This window comes from Sphingobium aquiterrae (assembly GCF_037154135.1).
GTDB classification, from domain to species: domain Bacteria; phylum Pseudomonadota; class Alphaproteobacteria; order Sphingomonadales; family Sphingomonadaceae; genus Sphingobium; species Sphingobium aquiterrae.
In genome coordinates this window covers 256,074-272,533 of record NZ_JBANFL010000003.1, presented here as the reverse complement: position 1 = coordinate 272,533, position 16,460 = coordinate 256,074, and the positions used below count along the sequence as shown (strand labels likewise).

The window sequence follows — 16,460 nt, the reverse complement described above, 5'->3', positions numbered from 1 at the left end:
GCAAGCTCAAAGAGTTCAAGCGCATCGCCATGCGCGCCTGCAAAACCGATCAGAGCTTTGAAGCCATGATCTATCTCACCGCTGCCGTCATCAATTCCCGATGAATCCCCACAAACCTTAGGCCGACCTTTCTGGTTCCGCGCCTACAACCAGCCCTTGGCCCGATAGGCGCGCGCCGTTTCGGCAAGGCCCTCGGCCGCAAATACCTTGGACGACCAGAGATGCGGCGGCACCGCCTTGCGCGGATCGCTCACCCAGTCGGGATGGCAGTAATAATTGACCCGGTCGGGCGTCAGCTTCGCCCTGTCGCGGCGGATGGTGCCATCCAGCCATGCGGCGGTGTCCAGCAGCCAGCGGGGCGAGGCGATGCAGCGCACATGCTTGCCCACCGCGCGACCGATCGCCCGTCCGAAGGCGTCGTAGCTCAGGCCGTCCTTCGTGCCGTCATCCACCTCATAAAGTTCGGCATGGCTGTCATGCCGGTCGAGGATCAGCGCCAGCAGCAGGTCGGCCAGGTCGCCCACCTCGATGATGGAGAGCTTGCCCGCCGGCGGCAGCAGCATGAAGCCGCGTTTCGCCATGCGGAACAGTTCCAGCATCTCCCGGTCGCCCGGTCCGTAGACGGCGGGAGGGCGCACGATCGTCCAGTCGAGCGCGCTGGCCTTCACATAGCGTTCGGCCAGTTCCTTCGACCAGCCATAGGCGGAGAGCGCGGGCTCGCGTGCGGCAAGGGAGGAGACATGGACGAAGCGGCGCACCCCGGCCTTGCGCGCGGCATCCACGACCCGCATCGTGCCCAGCGCATTGCCTTCCTCGAAGCCCGCACGGTCGGGCGCGTTGATGACCCCGGCGATATGCAGCACCGCGTCCGCCGTGCGCACCAGCCGGTCGAGGCTCGCCTGATCGTCCAGCGCCCCCGCGACCCAGGTCACGCCGCGGCGCGAAGGCTGTTTGCCCCGGGTGAGCGCGTTGACGCTGAACCCCGCCTTCAGGGCGCGGTCGAGTGTGGCGGCGCCGACGAAGCCCGTCGCGCCGGTGATGGCAAGCCTGAAACCCTTCATTGGCCCAGCATCACCATATGGTCGCGATGGACGAGGACGGAGCGGGGGACGCTGCCGAGGATGGCGGCAATCTCGTCGCTGCGGCGGCCGGCGATACGCGCCGCGTCGGCGCTGTCATATTCCGAAAGGCCGCGTGCGATGGGGCGGCCGTCCTCGCCCAATATGTCGATCACGTCGCCGCGCGCGAAGCTGCCGGAGACTAAGCGCACGCCGGCCGGCAACAGGCTGTTGCCCTTCGCCAGCGCACGCGCCGCGCCGGCATCCACGGAAATCTGGCCGCGGGTGGTGAGGCGTCCGGCAAGCCAGCCCTGCCGGGCGCGGCCGCTGCCCTTGCCGGGTGCCTGCGCGACGAAGATGCTGCCCTTGCCGCCCTGTTCCCAGGCGGAAAGCGGCGCGTCGCGGTGGCCGGAGATGATGGCGAGATGCGCTCCGGCGCGGGTGGCGATCTTCGCCGCCTCGATCTTGGAGCGCATCCCCCCCGATCCCATGCCCGATCCAGACCCGCCATCGGCCATGGCCATGATCGCCGCGTCTATCTTCTCGATCCGTTCCACCAGCATCGCGTTCGCATCGGCGTGCGGATTGGCGGTGTAAAGCCCGTCCACGTCGGACAGAAGCACTACCGCGTCGGCCCGCGCCGCCTGCCCGATCCGCGCGGCCAGACGATCATTGTCGCCAAAGCGGATTTCGGCGGTGGCGACGCTGTCATTCTCGTTCACCACCGGCACGGCGTTGAGGCTGAGCAGTCGCTCCAGCGTGGCGGACGCATTCAGGTAACGGCGGCGATGCTCCAGATCGTCCAGCGTGACCAGCATCTGCGCGGCGGTGATGCCCTGTTCGGCCAGCAGGCTGGCCCATGTCTGCGACAGCGCGATCTGGCCGATGGCGGCGGCGGCCTGCGCATCCTCCAGGCTGCCGCGCCCGCCCTTGGCAAGGCCCGCGCGCCGGGCGCCCAGCGCGATCGCGCCCGAGGATACGATGATGATCTGCTGCCCCGCTGCGCGGCGCTTCGCCACATCGGCGACCAGCGTGCGCAGCCATGCCTCGCGCACCTGCCCCGCCGGATCGACGAGCAGCGCCGATCCGATCTTGATGACGAGGCGGGGGACATGCGCCGGCGGGAAACCGGGGAGAGGATGCATCACTACCACCGTGCTCCTGCGCAGGCAGGAGCCCAGAGTGTCTGGGGGAAGCGCGTGGGGCACTGGGCTCCTGCCTGCGCAGGAGCACGTGGGGTTATAGCGGCGACCATGTGCCTTCGCCTTCCTGGTCTCCGGCCTCGCCGTCGTCATCAGCCGCTTCGGCGGCCTTGGCCTCGCCCAGCATCAGGATGACGGCGTCCAGCATCGCGCCGACGCCTTCGCCGGTCGCGCCGGAGATGATGAAGATGTCCTCCGCGCCCGCTTCGCGCAGCTGGCCGGCAATGTCTTCCATCAGTTCCTCGCCCAGCAGGTCGCCCTTGTTGAGCACCAGCAGCTGCGACTTGTCTTCCAGGCCCGCGCCATAGGCGACAAGCTCGTCCTGCACGATGCGCCAGGCCTCGACCGGATCGTCGCCGGTCGCGTCGATCAGGTGCAGCAGTACCCGGCAACGCTCGATATGCCCCAGGAATCGGTCGCCGATGCCCGCGCCTTCCGCCGCGCCCTCGATCAGGCCGGGGATGTCGGCCAGCACGAACTCGCGGCCCTTGTGCAGCACCACGCCCAGCTGCGGCTTGGTGGTGGTGAAGGCATAGGCGCCGACCTTCGCCTTGGTATTGGTGATCTGGTTGATCAGCGTGGACTTGCCCGCGTTCGGCATGCCGACGAGGCCCACGTCGGCCAGCAGCTTCAGCCGCAGCCACACCCACATCTCCTCGCCCGGCCACCCGGTGCCGTGCTGGCGCGGGGCGCGGTTGGTGCTGGTCTTGTACGACATATTGCCGCGACCGCCGTCGCCGCCCTTCAGGAAGACGAGGCGCTGGCCCGCCTTGGTGAAATCGGCCAGCACTTCCTGCTCGCCATATTCAGGATAGCCGTCCTCATCCTCGGTGCCTTCGATGGGCTGGGGATCGGACAGTATCTGCGTGCCGACGGGCACCTGGATGATCCGGTCCTCGCCGCCCGCGCCATAGCGGTTCTTGCCCATGCCGGGCTGGCCGCGCTGCGCCTTGAAATGCTGGGTGTAGCGAAAGTCGATCAGGGTATTGAGGCCCGCGACCGCTTCGAAGATGATGTCGCCGCCCTTGCCGCCATTGCCGCCGTCGGGGCCGCCATATTCGACATATTTCTCCCGCCGGAAGCTGACCGCGCCGGGGCCGCCCCAGCCGGACTTGATATAGATTTTGGCTTGATCGAGAAAATGCATGGCGGGCCCATAGCCGCTTATGTGACAGAATTAAACCGCCGTGCGCGTGCCGGATGCCGCCAATGCCTCGATTAACCCGGCTTCCAGCATGTCCGTGGCCATTTCGCGTGCCTTTTCGCGCGGCAGGGCGAGCGCGGAGGCCATCGGCGCGCCCATCTGCGAATCGCCCAGCGCCAGCAGCACCAGCATCAACGTGTTCTCCCGGATCAGCGTGGCGAGGCGCGCGGTGGGGGCGGTGGCGGCCAGTTCATCGACCAGCCGGTGGATCATCTCCACCACCGGGTCCAGCGCATCCTCGTTGCCCGACAGCAGCATCCAGCTGGCCAGCGCGCCGCCGCCCTGGCTGTCGAAGGCGTCGAACGTCATGTCGACAATGGCGCGCGCGGCCAGTTCGCCGCGCCGCGCGGCCTCCACCGTCGCGCCGATGGTCGCGGTGATGCCTTCGCCCATGGATTGGGCCAGCGCGCGCTGCAGGCCGGCGGCCGAACCGAAATGATGCAGCAGGTTTGCATGGGTGCGGCCGATGCGCCCGGCGACGGCCTTCAGCGTCACCGCCTGCGGCCCGGCCTCGATCAGCAGGGCGCGGGCAGCCTCCAGCGCGACGGAACGGCTTTCGTCCGGGCTCAGGCGCGTGCGTTTAATTGACATGAGTGTAAGTAACTCTTATTGACCTCGATGTAAGTTATCGGCTCTGGAGGATAGCGCAATGTCCACGCCCGACGATCTTTCCATCACGCCGCGCGACCGCCGCTTCGGCCGGGCGGAGAAGGCGGCGCGCCACTGGCTGGACGGCGATCCGGTCGCGACCGCTTTCTTCAACGCGCTCTCGATCACCTTCCCGCGTGGGGAAGCCTTCTTCATCGAAAGCGTGCGTGCCTTTCGAGACGGGGCGCCGGCAAAGCTCGCACAGGAGATCGCCGCCTTCACGACGCAGGAAGTGATGCACAGCCGGGAGCATCTGGCCTTCAATCGTCAGGTGACGGATCATGGCTATGACGTGTCGCTGCTCGACGCCGATGTCAGCGACGTCCTCGATTTCGCGCGCCGGCAACCGCCGATCATGAGCCTTGCCGCGACGATGGCGCTGGAACATTTCACCGCGATCCTTGCGCATGAACTGCTGCGCGACCCCGCCTGCCTGGAGGGCGCCGATGCGGAGGTCGCAGCGCTGTGGCGCTGGCACGCCGTCGAGGAGATCGAGCATAAGGGCGTGGCCTATGACACATGGCTGCATGCGACCCGCGACTGGAGCCGCGTTCGGCGGTGGCGGGTGAAGAACCTCACGATGCTGCACGTCACCCGGGATTTCCTGCGCCGCCGCACGCGCGGCATGCTGGAACTGCTGCGGCAGGACGGGATCGAGGGCCCACGGGCATGGGCGCGGCTGTTCGCCTATGCCTTTGTCCGCCCCGGCATCGTGGGGCACATCATGGGGCAATGGGCGCGCTACTTCATGCCCGGCTTCCATCCGTGGAACCATGACGACCGCGCACTGATCGCGGGGCATGACAGCGCCGATGCCGATGCGCGGACGGATGCGCCGCCATCGGGCGGGAACCCGATGCCGGCTTGACCCACGGGGCCGGTCGGCGTCATGTTGGCGGATGACCCAGGGACCGATCCTCACCACCGAACGTCTTGTCCTGCGGCCGCATCGGCGCGACGATTTCGATCATTGCTGCGCGCTGTGGGGCGACGCGGCGGTGGTGCGCTATATCGGCGGCACCGTGCAGGATCGTCAGGCCGTCTGGTTCCGCCTGCTGCGCTATGCCGGCATGTGGGCGCTGCTGGGCTATGGCATGTGGGTGATCGAGGAGCGGGAGACCGGCGCATTCCTGGGCGAAGCGGGGCTGCTCAATGCCTGTCGCGGCCTGCCGGAGCTGGAAGGCGTGCCGGAGGTCGGCTGGGTGCTGGCGCCGGCGGCCTGGGGCAGGGGCATCGCGACGGAGGCGATGCGCGCGGTGCTGGACTGGGCCGACCGGGAGTTGCGGGCGCCGGTCGTGCGATGCATCATAGAGGATGGCAATGGCGCGTCCATCGGCGTTGCCGAGAAGCTGGGCTTCGTCCGGCTGTCGCAAACGCAATTGCATGGCGCGCCGATCCTGGTGATGGATCGGCATGCCGGCGGATAGGGCATTTGCCGGCCGGGAAATACGGAAAGCAAAGGACAATCGGGGCATGATCCGGTTCACAGTCCGGCCGGATCATGCCCTGAATGGTCAGGCGGCGAGCGCCTGTGGGGGAAGGGCGTCAAGATAGAGTTCGGGCGCGCTGTCACGCGCCATCGGTCCTTCCTCGCCCTGTTCGAAGATCAGGCAGTCGACATCCGCGCCGCGCCCGATGCTGTGCCGCCGCTGGACCTGGCCCGTGAAGCGGAAGCCCAGCTTGCGCAGCACATTGCCGGAAGCCGGGTTGTCGATCATGTGGTGCGCACCGATGTCCTTGAGGCCGGTCGCCCGCGCGACCCGCATGACGGCGCGGCCCGCTTCCGTGGCGAAGCCCAGGCCCCAATAGGGACGCGCGATCCAGTAGCCCAGTTCCAGCGCACCAGTCTCGCTGCGCGAAATGCCGCATCCGCCGATCAGGCGGGGCGCGCCGCATGTGCGCGCAAAGGCGAGGAAACGCGGCAGCAGCGGATCGTGCGGCGACTCAAGGAAGCCACGGGCGTCGTCGACGCCATAGGGATGGGGCACACGCGCCAGGTTGCGCGCAACCGCAAGGTCGCCAATGGCCTGGGCCAGGGCGCCGGCATCCTCGGCCCAGCCGGGCCTCAGCAATAATCTTTTCGTTCTGGCGAACATGTTCCGCTCTCCTTCGTCTTATGACCGCGCCTTTGCCGATATCTGGTTACGGCTTGGCGACAATGCTCGCCAGTTTCCCCGACCCGTGCGACGTTTTGGACGAGCGGTTGTTCCGGCGATTTTCCGAGGGAGAATGCAAAAAGGGAGACGGGGCGCTCCCTGGTCGGTGCGCCCCGTCTCCCTCGTTCGCGGTTGCCCGCGAAGAATTCCTTCAGGATCGCCCCGGTGGACGACCCGTTCTGAATCGTCCGTTTATTCTGCGGCTTCCGCCAGCATGTCGACCGACACATATTTGCGGCCGAGCTTGCCGTCGTGGAACACGACCTTGCCGTCCGTAAGGGCGAACAGGGTGTGATCCTTGCCCATGCCGACATTGCGGCCCGGGTAGACGCGGGTGCCGCGCTGACGGATGATGATGTTGCCGCCGATCACGTCCTGACCGCCGAACTTCTTGACGCCCAGGCGCCGGCCGGCCGAGTCGCGGCCGTTGCGGGATGAACCGCCAGCTTTCTTATGTGCCATGGTCTATACTCCTCGAATCTCGTGGACCGCGATCAGGCTTCAACAGCCGTCGCAGGCGCGTCTTCGGTCTTGGCGGCCTTTTTGGGCGCCTTCTTCTCTTCGCCGCCAACCGCCAGGATCCGCAGGATCGTGAGGTTCTGGCGATGGCCGTTCTTGCGGCGATAATTGTGACGGCGACGCTTCTTGAAAACGATCACCTTCTCGCTCTTTGCCTGCGCGATGATTTCGGCGGCAACGGTCAGACCCTTGGTATCCTTGAGATCGCTGCCCTCGCCGGCCAGCAGGACGTCGTCCAGGGTAATCTTGTCACCGGCCTCACCGGCCAGCTTCTCGACGACGATCTTGTCTCCGGCGGCTACGCGATACTGCTTGCCGCCCGTGCGCACGACTGCGAACATGGCTTTTCTCTTCTGATCCAAACTGCTTGCACAGGGACAAGGGGCCGCAGCTCCATGGCACCCCGCGCGGGAAAGTGGGCCGTTAGTGGATCGAGTCTTTTCTGTCAACCGCAGCGCCGCGTTTTCGGGCGTCCGGGCGGTGGTTTTTTACCCCCGGCCGGGCGGCGCGACGCCCAGCATTGCCGCCACCGCGGCGATCACCACCACCGACAGCAATGTGCTCATGAAAATGCTGCCCGATGTCACGCGCCCGTCGCGGGCATAGAATTCGGCGACCATGAACGGCCCCGTGCCGGTCGGCAGCGCGGCGATCATGATCGCGGTGATGTTGACGCTGGTGGGGAAGGAAAAGACCCACCAGGCGAGAATGGCGGTGATGGCCGGATGCACCGCCAGCTTGATGGTGGCGAGCGACAGCACGGAACGGTCCGTCATCGCCTCGGTCAGGGGCCGCTCGGCCAGGAACAGGCCGATGGCGACCAGCGCCGTGGGGCTGGCCGCGCCGCCCAGCATGGCGACCAGACGCTCGGCCGGCGTCGGCAGGCTGTGGCCGGACATCCACCACAGCAGCCCCAGCGCGGGCGCCATCAGCACCGGATTGGTCAGGATGCCGCGCAGCACATGCCATGCCGCGCGGCCGATGCCGTGCCCATGGCTCCGCCCCAGCTCGATCATCAGCACGGCGATGGTGAAGAGCACCACCAGCGTCAGGGTCGCGGCGATGGCCACCAGCGGCCGGCATTGCGGGCCAAGCACAAGCGTCAGCAGCGGCAGGCCGATATAGGCGGAATTGGCATAGCTGGCATTGAGCCCGTCCACGGCCATGTCGGCAATGCTCAGCCCCCGCAGGCGGCCGACGATGAGCCCAAGGCCAAAGGCCAGCATGCTGCCAAGGACGGACAGCACGACGAAGCCGGGATTCCACTGGGCATGCCAGTCCGTCGTCGCGACCACGTCGAACATCAGGCAGGGCAGCGCGATCCAGATGACGAAGCGGTTGAGCGGCCGGCTGGCCCCCGCGCCCAGCAGCCCTGCCTTGCCGGCGCCAAAGCCCGCCGCGATGATGAGGAAGACCGGCAGGATGGTGACGAGGGTGGAGGCGAAGATCGGCAGCATCTGGCCGGACTAGGGGGGAACGCGCGAGGCGACAAGGGGGTGAAGGCGCCAGGGAGCGCGACAAAAGGGCGGGGCAGGCGCCCGGTCGAGCGTCGCGCGGATGCCGGGCCGCTCCCCTTCGATGCCCCAGTGCCGATGCCCCCGCGCCAATTCTGCCCGCTCCGGTTTCTCCTGCCCCAGTTTCTGCCGCCATTGCATCCGGCCGGGCGCGTGCTTAGATGCCGGACATGGCGATCCGTCCCTTCATCCCTTCGCTCGCGCTGCTCCTGGGCGGTTGTGCCGTCGGCAGCGCCGATGGCGTGGCTGGCTATCCTTCGCTGGCGCGCCGGCCGATCGAGCGGCAGGAGGCCGTGGCGGAAGCATCCGCGCCTGCGCCGGTTGCCACGGCGGACGACGCGCTCGCTACCCAGCTCAAGACCTTCTCGGCACAGGCGCATGCCGGCGCCACCGCTTTCGACCGGAGTTATGGCGATGCCGACCGTCTGGCGCGCAAGGCTGCGGGTGCAGACGTGTCCAGCGAAGCCTGGGTCGCGGCGCAGGTGGCGCTCAGCGACCTGGAATCGGCCCGTAACGACAGCGTGTCGGCGCTTGCCAGCCTCGACACGCTCTATGTCGAGCGCGCGAACGCCATTGCCGACGGCAAGGCGCCGGGCGGGCTGGAAGCGATCGACCTCGCCCGTGCCGACGCGCTGTCGATTGTCGATGCGCAGAACGACCGGCTGGACGCGATGAAGGCGGTGCTTCGCCAGCCCTGAGCGCTGTCACCGTTCCGATTCAATGGGATTGGGCGGGCCGTTACCGCGCCAGCAGGCGCGCCACCAACAGCGCGTGATAGGTGAGCACGCCCGAGCAGCCCGCGCGCTTGAACGCCATCAGCGTTTCCAGCGCCAGCGCCTCCCGGTCGCCCGCGCCGACGGCTGCCGCCGCCTCGATCATCGCATATTCACCCGACACCTGATAGGCGAAGACCGGCACGGCGAAGCGGTCCTTCACCTTCGCGATGATGTCGAGATAGGGCAGGCCCGGTTTCACCATCACGCTGTCCGCGCCCTCGGCGATGTCGAGCGCGACCTCGCGCAGCGCTTCCTCGCTGTTGGCCGGGTCCATCTGGTAATTCTTCTTGTCGCCCTTCAGCAGCCCGCGCGATCCCACCGCGTCGCGGAAGGGACCATAGAAGGCGCTCGCATATTTGGCGGCATAGGCCATGATCTGCACGTTAAGATGGCCGTCCTGCTCCAGCGCGGCACGGATGGCGCCCACGCGGCCGTCCATCATGTCGCTGGGGGCGATGATGTCGGCGCCCGCCGCCGCCTGGTTGAGGGACTGGCCGATCAGCACCTCGATCGTCGGATCGTTCAGCACATAGCCGTCGGTGTCCAGCAGCCCGTCCTGCCCATGCGCGGTATAGGGGTCGAGCGCGACGTCGGTCAGCACGCCGATCTCGGGCACCGCATCCTTGATGGCGCGGATCGCCCGGCACATGAGGTTGTCCGGGTTCAGCGCTTCCTTGCCGTCGTCGCTGCGGCGGTCGGGCTGGGTGTTGGGGAACAGCGCGAGGCAGGGGATGCCCGCGTCGCGCGCGGCCTTCGCCTGGGTCACGATGCCGTCCACCGACCAGCGCGACACGCCCGGCAGGCTGGCGATGGGTTCCTCGACGCCCGTGCCTTCGGTGACGAACAGCGGCCAGATGAGATCGGCGGGCGCGAGCCGGTTCTCGGCATGCATCGCCCGGCTCCAGGCGGAAGCGCGGGTGCGGCGGAGGCGAAGGGCGGGATAGGAGGCATAGGTCATGGCGCGCAGACTTAGGCCGGTGGGCAGGGGGGATCAAGCGGACGAAATGTCATAACGGAATGCCATGGATGCCGACCTCCCCCAAGCCGTCATCCCCGCGGAGGCGGGGACCCATCTCCATGCCTTGCATCCGGCACTCCGTCAGGGAGATGGGTTCCCGCCTCCGCGGGAATGACGGTAGCTTATAACTTTACTTCTTCTCGAACCGCTTGAAGAAACTGTCCGCATTCCAGCTTGGCCGCGCCGGCGCATTGGCGACGCGCAGGGTCAGCGCCGTCACATAATCGTTCAGCTTCACCGCCTGTTCCGGCATCACCGGCTGCTGCGCGTCGTCGCTGGGCGAATGATAGACATTGGCGCGCCATGCCTTTTCGGTCGCGGCCTCCGGCGTGTCCGCGACAAAGCCATATTTGAAGAACAGCGCGGGGATGCCCGCCTTGATGAAGCTGTACTGGTCCGACCGGATGAAGGTGTTGCGATCAGGGAAGGGATCGGCCTTGATCGGCAGGCCCATGGTCTCGCCGACCGCCGCCGCATCCTTGCCCAGCGAACTCTGGTCATAGCCGAGCGGCGTCACGCTGGTCAGCGGGAAGATGGGCAGCGCCATGTCGAAATTGAGGTCGGCCACCAGCGCGCCCTGCGGCACCGTCGGCCGCTCGGCGAAATAGCGGGAGCCCAGCAACCCCTTCTCCTCGGCGCATACGATGGCGAAGAGGATGGAGCGCTTCGGCTTCACCTTGCCGGCTTTCAGCGCCTTGGCGATCTCGATCAGCGAGGCGACGCCCGACGCATTGTCCAGCGCGCCATTATAGATGGTGTCGCCATGGATCGGCTCGCCCACGCCCAGCCCATCGAGATGCGCGGACAGCACGACATATTCGGCCTTCAGCTTCGGGTCGGTGCCGGGCATCACCGCGACGATATTGGGAGAGGTCAGATCCTTGCGGGCAGCGGCGATGGTGGCGGAGAAGCGCGGCGTCAGCGCAAAGCCGGGCACGGGCGCCGACGCATCGGCCAGTGCGGACAGCTCGGCAAAGCTGTGGCCCGAGCCGGTGAACAGCATTTCCGACTTGGCCGTGTCGAACATCGCGTTCATCAGTGGCGTCGCCGTGTCGCGCAGGCTGGCGTCGGCCAGGTACATCGCCGGTTGCGAGGCGAGCAGCATCCGGCGGCTCCAGGGAATCTCGATCTGCTTGGCGGTCGTCAGCGCGATCGCGCCGACCGCGCCCATGCTGGCCAGCACCTTGCCCCGTTCGGAACGGGCATGGGATTTGAGCGCGCCGGCGATATTGGCCGGTCCACCGCTGATGAACACCGCGATCTTGCCTTTCAGGTCGACACCGGCGAAATCGTCATGCCCCGCTTCGGGGATATGCAGGCCATAGCCCACGAACACCATCGGCGCGTCGATGCTGGCGGGCGCCGGGCCGCCGCCGCCGGAGAAGATGATGTCGGCAGGCGCGCTCAGCGCGGTCGCGCCCTCCGCCGTGGTCAGCGCAGCCTTGCTGGCGGCGGCGTCGATCCGCTGCTCGACAAAGCCGACCGGTTGCAGATAGCCGTCCACGCCGGCAGGCTGCAGCCCCAGCGCCTTGAGCTGCGCGATCACATAGTCCGCCGCCTTCAGATAGCCGGGCGATCCGGTCAGCCGGCCTTCCAGCCTGTCGTCGGCCAGCGTCGCCACATGCGCCCACCATGTCGCACCCCGCGCCGCTTCGTCCTTTCCGGCGGCGGACGGGCTGGTGGCGGCCATGGTCAGCGCCGTGGTGGCGAGGGCGAGAATGAGCGCGGCGCGGCTTCTGATCATGATGGCGGAATCCTCCTGTTGCAGCGCACACATTCGCGACCCCGCATCGCTTTGTCGAGGCCCTGTCGCGGCTTTGTCGTATCCGGGCACATGGCATTTTCCCGCTTGGCAGCCGGGCGGCCATTGTGTATTGGTGATCTAATACAGTAATGGAGCTGAACAATGGCCGTGCCTGCCTTTCTCTCGTCGCGCGCTGCGCTTGCCGGTCTGGCGTTGCTGGCCGGGGCCTGCTCGCCGGATCGGGGAGACGCCATCGGGCCGGCATCCGCCACCGATTATGCGGCGCTGCGCGATTTCACCCGTGTCGAGGCCGTGGGGCCGGACCATGTCGTCATAACCGTGGGCAAGCCCTTTGCGGTGAAGGCGCAGGGCGACGCCCGCGCGCTCGCGACCCTGGAGATCAGGGTGAAGGATGGATCGCTGGTGGTCGGCCGCAAGGATGGCTGGCGCAGCTGGTGGGGGCATGGCGACGATGGCAAGGGCGTGACCGTCCATGTCTCCATGCCTGCCATCGCCGGCGCGACGCTGACCGGATCGGGCGACCTCGATATCGACAGCGCACGGACGGAAAGCCTCTCCCTTGGCCTTGCCGGATCGGGCGACATGCGGATCGGCACGATATCGGCGCAGCGGCTGAAGGCGGAGATCGGCGGATCGGGCACGCTGGCGCTGTCCGGCACGGCGAACGACGCCGATATCGCCATCGCCGGATCGGGCGATGTGAACGCGCCGGGGCTGAAGCTCGGCAAGGGATCGGTGTCGATCGCCGGATCGGGATCGGCGACCTTCGCATCGGACGGGCCGGTCTCCGTCGATCTGGTGGGCTCGGGCGACGTGACGGTGAAGGGCAAGGCGCAATGCCGCGTCAACGCCATCGGATCGGGCGAGGCGCATTGCGGTGCCTGAGATTGCGGCGGCGGTGCGGATTGGATGCGTGCGATAGAGGCTTGCAGGCCGGGCCGGGCGGCGCTCTAAGCGGGGCATGACGCACGTTCGCCATCTTCTCCCGGCCATCATCGCCACAGGCATCGCCGCATTGCCCTGCGCACCGTTCTGCGCACTGGCGCACGCCGCGACCCAGCCCTATGTCGTGACGACCTTCGACAGCATCCGCGTGGAGGCCCCCGTGCGCGTCGCGATCCGCACCGGCGCCGGCACATCGGCACGGGGCGAGGGCGATCGGCAGATCCTCGACCGGCTGGAGGTGCTGGTGTCCGGCGGGCTGCTGCTCGTCCGCCTGCGCCCGCCCGCAAGTCTGGGCGAGGCGCGGCCGGGCGGCACGGCGACGCTCACCCTCTCCACCGGACTGATCCGCCGCGCGCAGCTTTTGGGCGGCGGCGCCCTCACCATCGACGCCATGAAGGGCCAGCGCGGCGACATCGCGCTGGCGGGCAGCGGCGACATCGCGGTGGGCGCTGTGGCGCTCGACCGGCTGGTGGTGATGGTGGCGGGCAACGGCCGGATGACCCTGTCGGGCGCCGCCGGCGTGCTGGAGGCCCGGTCCACGGGCGCTGGCATCGTCGACGCGCCGGGGCTGAAGGCGAAGCAGGCGACGCTGGTCAACCAGGGGCCGGGATCGATCACGCTGACGGTCAATGGCCCGGCGGACATCGCCACCGCCGGTTCGGGCGACGTGACGGTGCTGGGCACGCCGGCCTGCAAGGTGACGCGCGGCGGCACCGGGCGCATCAGCTGCGGCGGCAAGGATTATTAGCGTTTGCATTCACAAGGCGGATTCATGCCTCGCCCCGACCGGCGCGGGCACGCTCGGCAAGGCGCTGCTTGACCAAGGCGGCGTCCCGCCCGATGATCCCCCCGACCAACGTAATGCAAAAGGGCGATGAATGGCGGGAACCTGGGTCTATGACGAACATCCCGCGATGTTCCGCAACAATCCGCTGCTGTTCGTGCTGCTGCTGGTTTCGGTGATCGGCATCATCGGCCTCGGCATCTGGTGGGTGATCTGCAAGGGCGAGCGGCTGGCGATCAGCGACCGGGAAATGCTGCGCGAAAAGGGCATCCTGTCCAAGCAGCGCATCCAGATCAACCTTTCCAGCGTCCGCAGCGTCCGCGTGACGCAGACGATGTTCCAGCGCCTGTTCGGCGTGGGCGATGTGGAGGTGTTCACCGCCGGCGACTATGCGGAAATCGCGATCCGCGGCATGCCGAACCCCGATCGGGTGAGGGCGCTGGCCGCCGCCGCCGCTGCGGATGATTGAGGGGGGCAATTGAGGGGGTAGGGGCGATTGTCCGCCGTTATGGCGGCTGTGCCCCCTTGACTCCCGCGCATTTATCGCCCCGATAGCAGGGGTGACATCATGGCCCGCATGAAGGCCGATCCGGGGGGAGAATATCGAAGGCGCTGTTTTTAAAGCCCGCCATGCGGCACGGCCAACGGCCGACCTGTGGCGCGGATGAACTGGGGGAACAACGCCATGCCCGCGCCATTGATGCGCGTCCTGCCCGATCTGCCGGCGGATCGGCGCGCCGAACTGAGGGCGCGAAGCGGATTTGGGTGCGTCCGTTGCGGCGTCACCATCTATTCCTATCTGTCCCTGCCCGATCTGGGCGAGGGGCGTAGCGCCAGGACAGCCGAGGGGGAGGCGACGCTGCTCTGCCCCGCCTGCCACGCCCTGGTGGAAACCGGCCGGCTTTCGTCCGCGCAGGTGCATGGCTTCCACGCCAGCCCGATTGCGCGCCAGCGGAATTTTTCGCGCGACCGCATGCCCTTCTTCAACGAAACGCCGGAGCTGCGGATCGGCGGGCCCCGGCCGGTGCGCGATACCCCGGTGCCCATCGCCATGTCCGGCGATCCGCTGCTGATGTTCACCCCGCCCCGCAGCGGTGTCGGCGCGATCCGCATCAGCGTACGGCTGGGCGACCCCAATGGCGTGCCCGTGCAGATCGTCGATGCCAATGAGTGGCTGATCACGGACGGCAGCTGGAGCTTCGCCCAGCGCGGCGACCGCTACAGCTTCAATGCGGCGCGGGGCGACGGGCTGGCCGTGCTGCGCATCGTGTCGCGCGGGCGGATCGCCGTGGAACATCTGCGTACGCGGATCGGCGATCAGCTGATCGAGGCGACCGCCGACTGGATCGAGGTCGACGGGCAACGCATGGTCGATCGCGTGGTCAGCGGCACGCTGATCGGGCTGGAAGTGTAGGAGCAGGGCGCGCCGGTTTCGGCAATGCCTGTCAGCGCCGTCTGTCAGCGCCGATATTTCCAGTTGCGATCCTTGCCTTCGGAAATCCAGCCGACGGCCTCGGCAATGCGCTTGTCCCGCGTTTCGGGGCGTTTGGCTTCGCCGATCCATTCGGCATAGTCGCGAATCTTGCCGGGCGTGAACGTGGCCCAGTGCGCGGCGGCATCCGGATGCACGGCGATGGCGGCCTCCAGTTCCGGCGGCACCGGCAGGGGTGTGCGGGTCGGGCGTGGCGCGGCGCGCGGTGTCGTAGCCCGCAATCGCGCACGGTCGGCCGCCTGCGTGATCAGCGCCGTCATCGTCGCGTCGTCCGGCAGGTCGGACAGGCTGGTCAGGCGCCCGAACTGGCCCATCGCGCCGTCTTCACCAACCTGCCGGGCGTCCTTCGCCATGGCATTTTCCCAGAAGCCGAAGGCGACATGCGCCTTAAAGCCCGCCATGTTGCACAGGTTGCGCCCGTCGAGCGTGAAGAAGGGCATGCTCCATTTGATCGCCTCGCCGGCCTCCGGGCAGGTGGCATGGACGAGGCCGCGCAAATGGGTGAGGATCGGCCGGGCGAAATCGGCCTGTCGCGCGATATAGGCGTCGACGCGCGGATCATGGCCCGGCCGCGTCGCGCCATCGCCGGTCATCCGTGCGCCTCCACCTCCGTCGCGTGGCGCACGGTGAAGAGATAGTTGATCGTCATATCGTCGCTGAGCATGAAGCCCTTGCCGACCGAGAAGCCAAGGCCGGAGCGATGGACCACCGCCAGCCCCGCATCCCCGAGCAGCGCCTCCAGCTCGTCCGGCGTCAGGAAGCGGCTCCAGTCATGCGTGCCCTTGGGAATGCCGCCCACGCTTTCGCCGATGGTGATCATGGCAAGGCGGGAAAGGGCCGTGCGGTTGGGGGTGGAGAGCAGCATCAGCCCTCCCGGCGCCAGCGCGCCGGCCAGCCCGCGCACGAAGCCGGCGGGATCGGTGACATGCTCGATCACCTCCATGCTGGTGACAAGGTCGAAGCGCTCGCCCGCCAGTGCCTCCACGCCGGTCGCGCGATAATCGATGGCAAGGCCCTGTTTTGCCGCATGGGCGCTGGCCGCCGCGATATTTTCCGGTGCCGCGTCGATGCCGGTCACGGCTGCGCCCAGCCGGGCCAGCGGCTCGCACAGCAGGCCCGCGCCGCAGCCCACGTCCAGCGCCCGCCTGCCCGCCAGCGGCCGCATCGCCTTCGCGTCCGTCCCCCAATGCGAGTCGAGCGCGTCGCGGATATAGCGCAGCCGCACGGGGTTGAGCCGGTGCAGCATCGCGCTCGACCCGTGCGGGTTCCACCAATCCTCCGCCATGCCGCCGAAATGCGCGGCTTCCCTGGGATCGATGGTGTTGATCGCGGTGCTGCCCGGGGCACTGATCGGCGCGCTGGCCGGTTTGCTTGCCATA

Annotated in this window: 19 protein-coding genes; 7 read left to right on the top strand and 12 right to left on the bottom strand. The window is 67.7% G+C overall.

Features of this window, described 5'->3' with window-relative positions; translation table 11 throughout:
- Window positions 1–143 precede the first annotated feature (143 nt).
- The 4 genes from WFP78_RS05220 to WFP78_RS05205 all read right to left on the bottom strand — a co-directional run bounded on the left by WFP78_RS05220 (window position 144) and on the right by WFP78_RS05205 (window position 4,055).
- Entirely contained in the window at window positions 144–1,061 is a 918-nt protein-coding gene (locus WFP78_RS05220; protein WP_336959399.1) for an NAD-dependent epimerase/dehydratase family protein, read from the bottom strand.
- Window positions 1,058–2,203: a glutamate 5-kinase gene (proB, locus tag WFP78_RS05215; RefSeq protein ID WP_336959429.1), complete on the bottom strand. Its 1,146-nt coding sequence runs from the start codon at window positions 2,201–2,203 to the stop codon at window positions 1,058–1,060. Before proB ends, WFP78_RS05220 begins: the two co-directional genes overlap by 4 nt.
- Window positions 2,204–2,297: 94 nt before the next feature.
- On the bottom strand, window positions 2,298–3,407 hold the full coding sequence (obgE, locus tag WFP78_RS05210; protein ID WP_336959398.1) for a GTPase ObgE: 1,110 nt from the start codon (window positions 3,405–3,407) through the stop codon (window positions 2,298–2,300).
- Between the two features lie 30 nt (window positions 3,408–3,437).
- A complete protein-coding gene (locus WFP78_RS05205) occupies window positions 3,438–4,055 on the bottom strand; it encodes a TetR/AcrR family transcriptional regulator (protein WP_336959396.1) in 618 nt (205 codons plus the stop codon).
- A 58-nt stretch (window positions 4,056–4,113) separates the two neighbouring features.
- On the opposite strand from WFP78_RS05205, the gene WFP78_RS05200 reads away from it, so the two are divergent.
- Window positions 4,114–4,980: a metal-dependent hydrolase gene (locus WFP78_RS05200; protein ID WP_336959394.1), complete on the top strand. Its 867-nt coding sequence runs from the start codon at window positions 4,114–4,116 to the stop codon at window positions 4,978–4,980.
- A 31-nt stretch (window positions 4,981–5,011) separates the two neighbouring features.
- On the top strand, window positions 5,012–5,539 hold the full coding sequence (locus tag WFP78_RS05195) for a GNAT family N-acetyltransferase (RefSeq protein ID WP_336959392.1): 528 nt from the start codon (window positions 5,012–5,014) through the stop codon (window positions 5,537–5,539).
- Between the two features lie 87 nt (window positions 5,540–5,626).
- Here the strand turns inward: WFP78_RS05195 and WFP78_RS05190 are convergent, their stop codons facing one another.
- The 4 genes from WFP78_RS05190 to WFP78_RS05175 form a co-directional block, all read right to left on the bottom strand.
- Window positions 5,627–6,208 (bottom strand): GNAT family N-acetyltransferase, encoded by a 582-nt coding sequence (locus tag WFP78_RS05190; RefSeq protein WP_336959390.1) that lies wholly within the window; start codon window positions 6,206–6,208, stop codon window positions 5,627–5,629.
- Between the two features lie 252 nt (window positions 6,209–6,460).
- Window positions 6,461–6,730 carry a 50S ribosomal protein L27 gene (gene rpmA, locus WFP78_RS05185; RefSeq protein WP_336959388.1) on the bottom strand — a complete coding sequence of 90 codons (270 nt, stop codon included), beginning with the start codon at window positions 6,728–6,730 and terminating at the stop codon, window positions 6,461–6,463.
- A gap of 32 nt (window positions 6,731–6,762) precedes the next feature.
- Window positions 6,763–7,128: a 50S ribosomal protein L21 gene (rplU, locus tag WFP78_RS05180; protein ID WP_336959386.1), complete on the bottom strand. Its 366-nt coding sequence runs from the start codon at window positions 7,126–7,128 to the stop codon at window positions 6,763–6,765.
- A 147-nt stretch (window positions 7,129–7,275) separates the two neighbouring features.
- Window positions 7,276–8,244, bottom strand: a complete 969-nt coding sequence (locus tag WFP78_RS05175) for an AEC family transporter (protein WP_336959384.1) — start codon at window positions 8,242–8,244, stop codon at window positions 7,276–7,278.
- Window positions 8,245–8,471: 227 nt separating this feature from the next.
- On the opposite strand from WFP78_RS05175, the gene WFP78_RS05170 reads away from it, so the two are divergent.
- Window positions 8,472–8,999 carry a hypothetical protein gene (locus WFP78_RS05170; protein ID WP_336959382.1) on the top strand — a complete coding sequence of 176 codons (528 nt, stop codon included), beginning with the start codon at window positions 8,472–8,474 and terminating at the stop codon, window positions 8,997–8,999.
- A 40-nt stretch (window positions 9,000–9,039) separates the two neighbouring features.
- Here the strand turns inward: WFP78_RS05170 and hemB are convergent, their stop codons facing one another.
- A complete protein-coding gene (gene hemB / locus WFP78_RS05165) occupies window positions 9,040–10,035 on the bottom strand; it encodes a porphobilinogen synthase (protein ID WP_336959380.1) in 996 nt (331 codons plus the stop codon).
- A 190-nt stretch (window positions 10,036–10,225) separates the two neighbouring features.
- On the bottom strand, window positions 10,226–11,785 hold the full coding sequence (locus WFP78_RS05160; protein WP_419722921.1) for a M28 family metallopeptidase: 1,560 nt from the start codon (window positions 11,783–11,785) through the stop codon (window positions 10,226–10,228).
- 216 nt (window positions 11,786–12,001) lie between these two features.
- On the opposite strand from WFP78_RS05160, the gene WFP78_RS05155 reads away from it, so the two are divergent.
- The 4 genes from WFP78_RS05155 to WFP78_RS05140 all read left to right on the top strand — a co-directional run bounded on the left by WFP78_RS05155 (window position 12,002) and on the right by WFP78_RS05140 (window position 15,003).
- On the top strand, window positions 12,002–12,745 hold the full coding sequence (locus WFP78_RS05155; RefSeq protein ID WP_336959377.1) for a head GIN domain-containing protein: 744 nt from the start codon (window positions 12,002–12,004) through the stop codon (window positions 12,743–12,745).
- Window positions 12,746–12,821: 76 nt separating this feature from the next.
- The gene (locus tag WFP78_RS05150) at window positions 12,822–13,553 is read left to right on the top strand and encodes a GIN domain-containing protein (protein ID WP_336959375.1); all 732 of its coding nucleotides are present in this window, start codon (window positions 12,822–12,824) and stop codon (window positions 13,551–13,553) included.
- 130 nt (window positions 13,554–13,683) lie between these two features.
- Window positions 13,684–14,058: a PH domain-containing protein gene (locus tag WFP78_RS05145; RefSeq protein ID WP_336959373.1), complete on the top strand. Its 375-nt coding sequence runs from the start codon at window positions 13,684–13,686 to the stop codon at window positions 14,056–14,058.
- Between the two features lie 231 nt (window positions 14,059–14,289).
- Window positions 14,290–15,003 carry a hypothetical protein gene (locus tag WFP78_RS05140; RefSeq protein ID WP_419722920.1) on the top strand — a complete coding sequence of 238 codons (714 nt, stop codon included), beginning with the start codon at window positions 14,290–14,292 and terminating at the stop codon, window positions 15,001–15,003.
- Between the two features lie 44 nt (window positions 15,004–15,047).
- On the opposite strand, the gene WFP78_RS05135 is transcribed toward WFP78_RS05140, so the two are convergent.
- Both WFP78_RS05135 and ubiG read right to left on the bottom strand, forming a co-directional pair.
- A complete protein-coding gene (locus tag WFP78_RS05135) occupies window positions 15,048–15,674 on the bottom strand; it encodes a YdeI/OmpD-associated family protein (protein WP_336959369.1) in 627 nt (208 codons plus the stop codon).
- Window positions 15,671–16,459, bottom strand: a complete 789-nt coding sequence (gene ubiG / locus WFP78_RS05130) for a bifunctional 2-polyprenyl-6-hydroxyphenol methylase/3-demethylubiquinol 3-O-methyltransferase UbiG (RefSeq protein WP_336959366.1) — start codon at window positions 16,457–16,459, stop codon at window positions 15,671–15,673. Before ubiG ends, WFP78_RS05135 begins: the two co-directional genes overlap by 4 nt.
- Window position 16,460 lies beyond the last annotated feature (1 nt).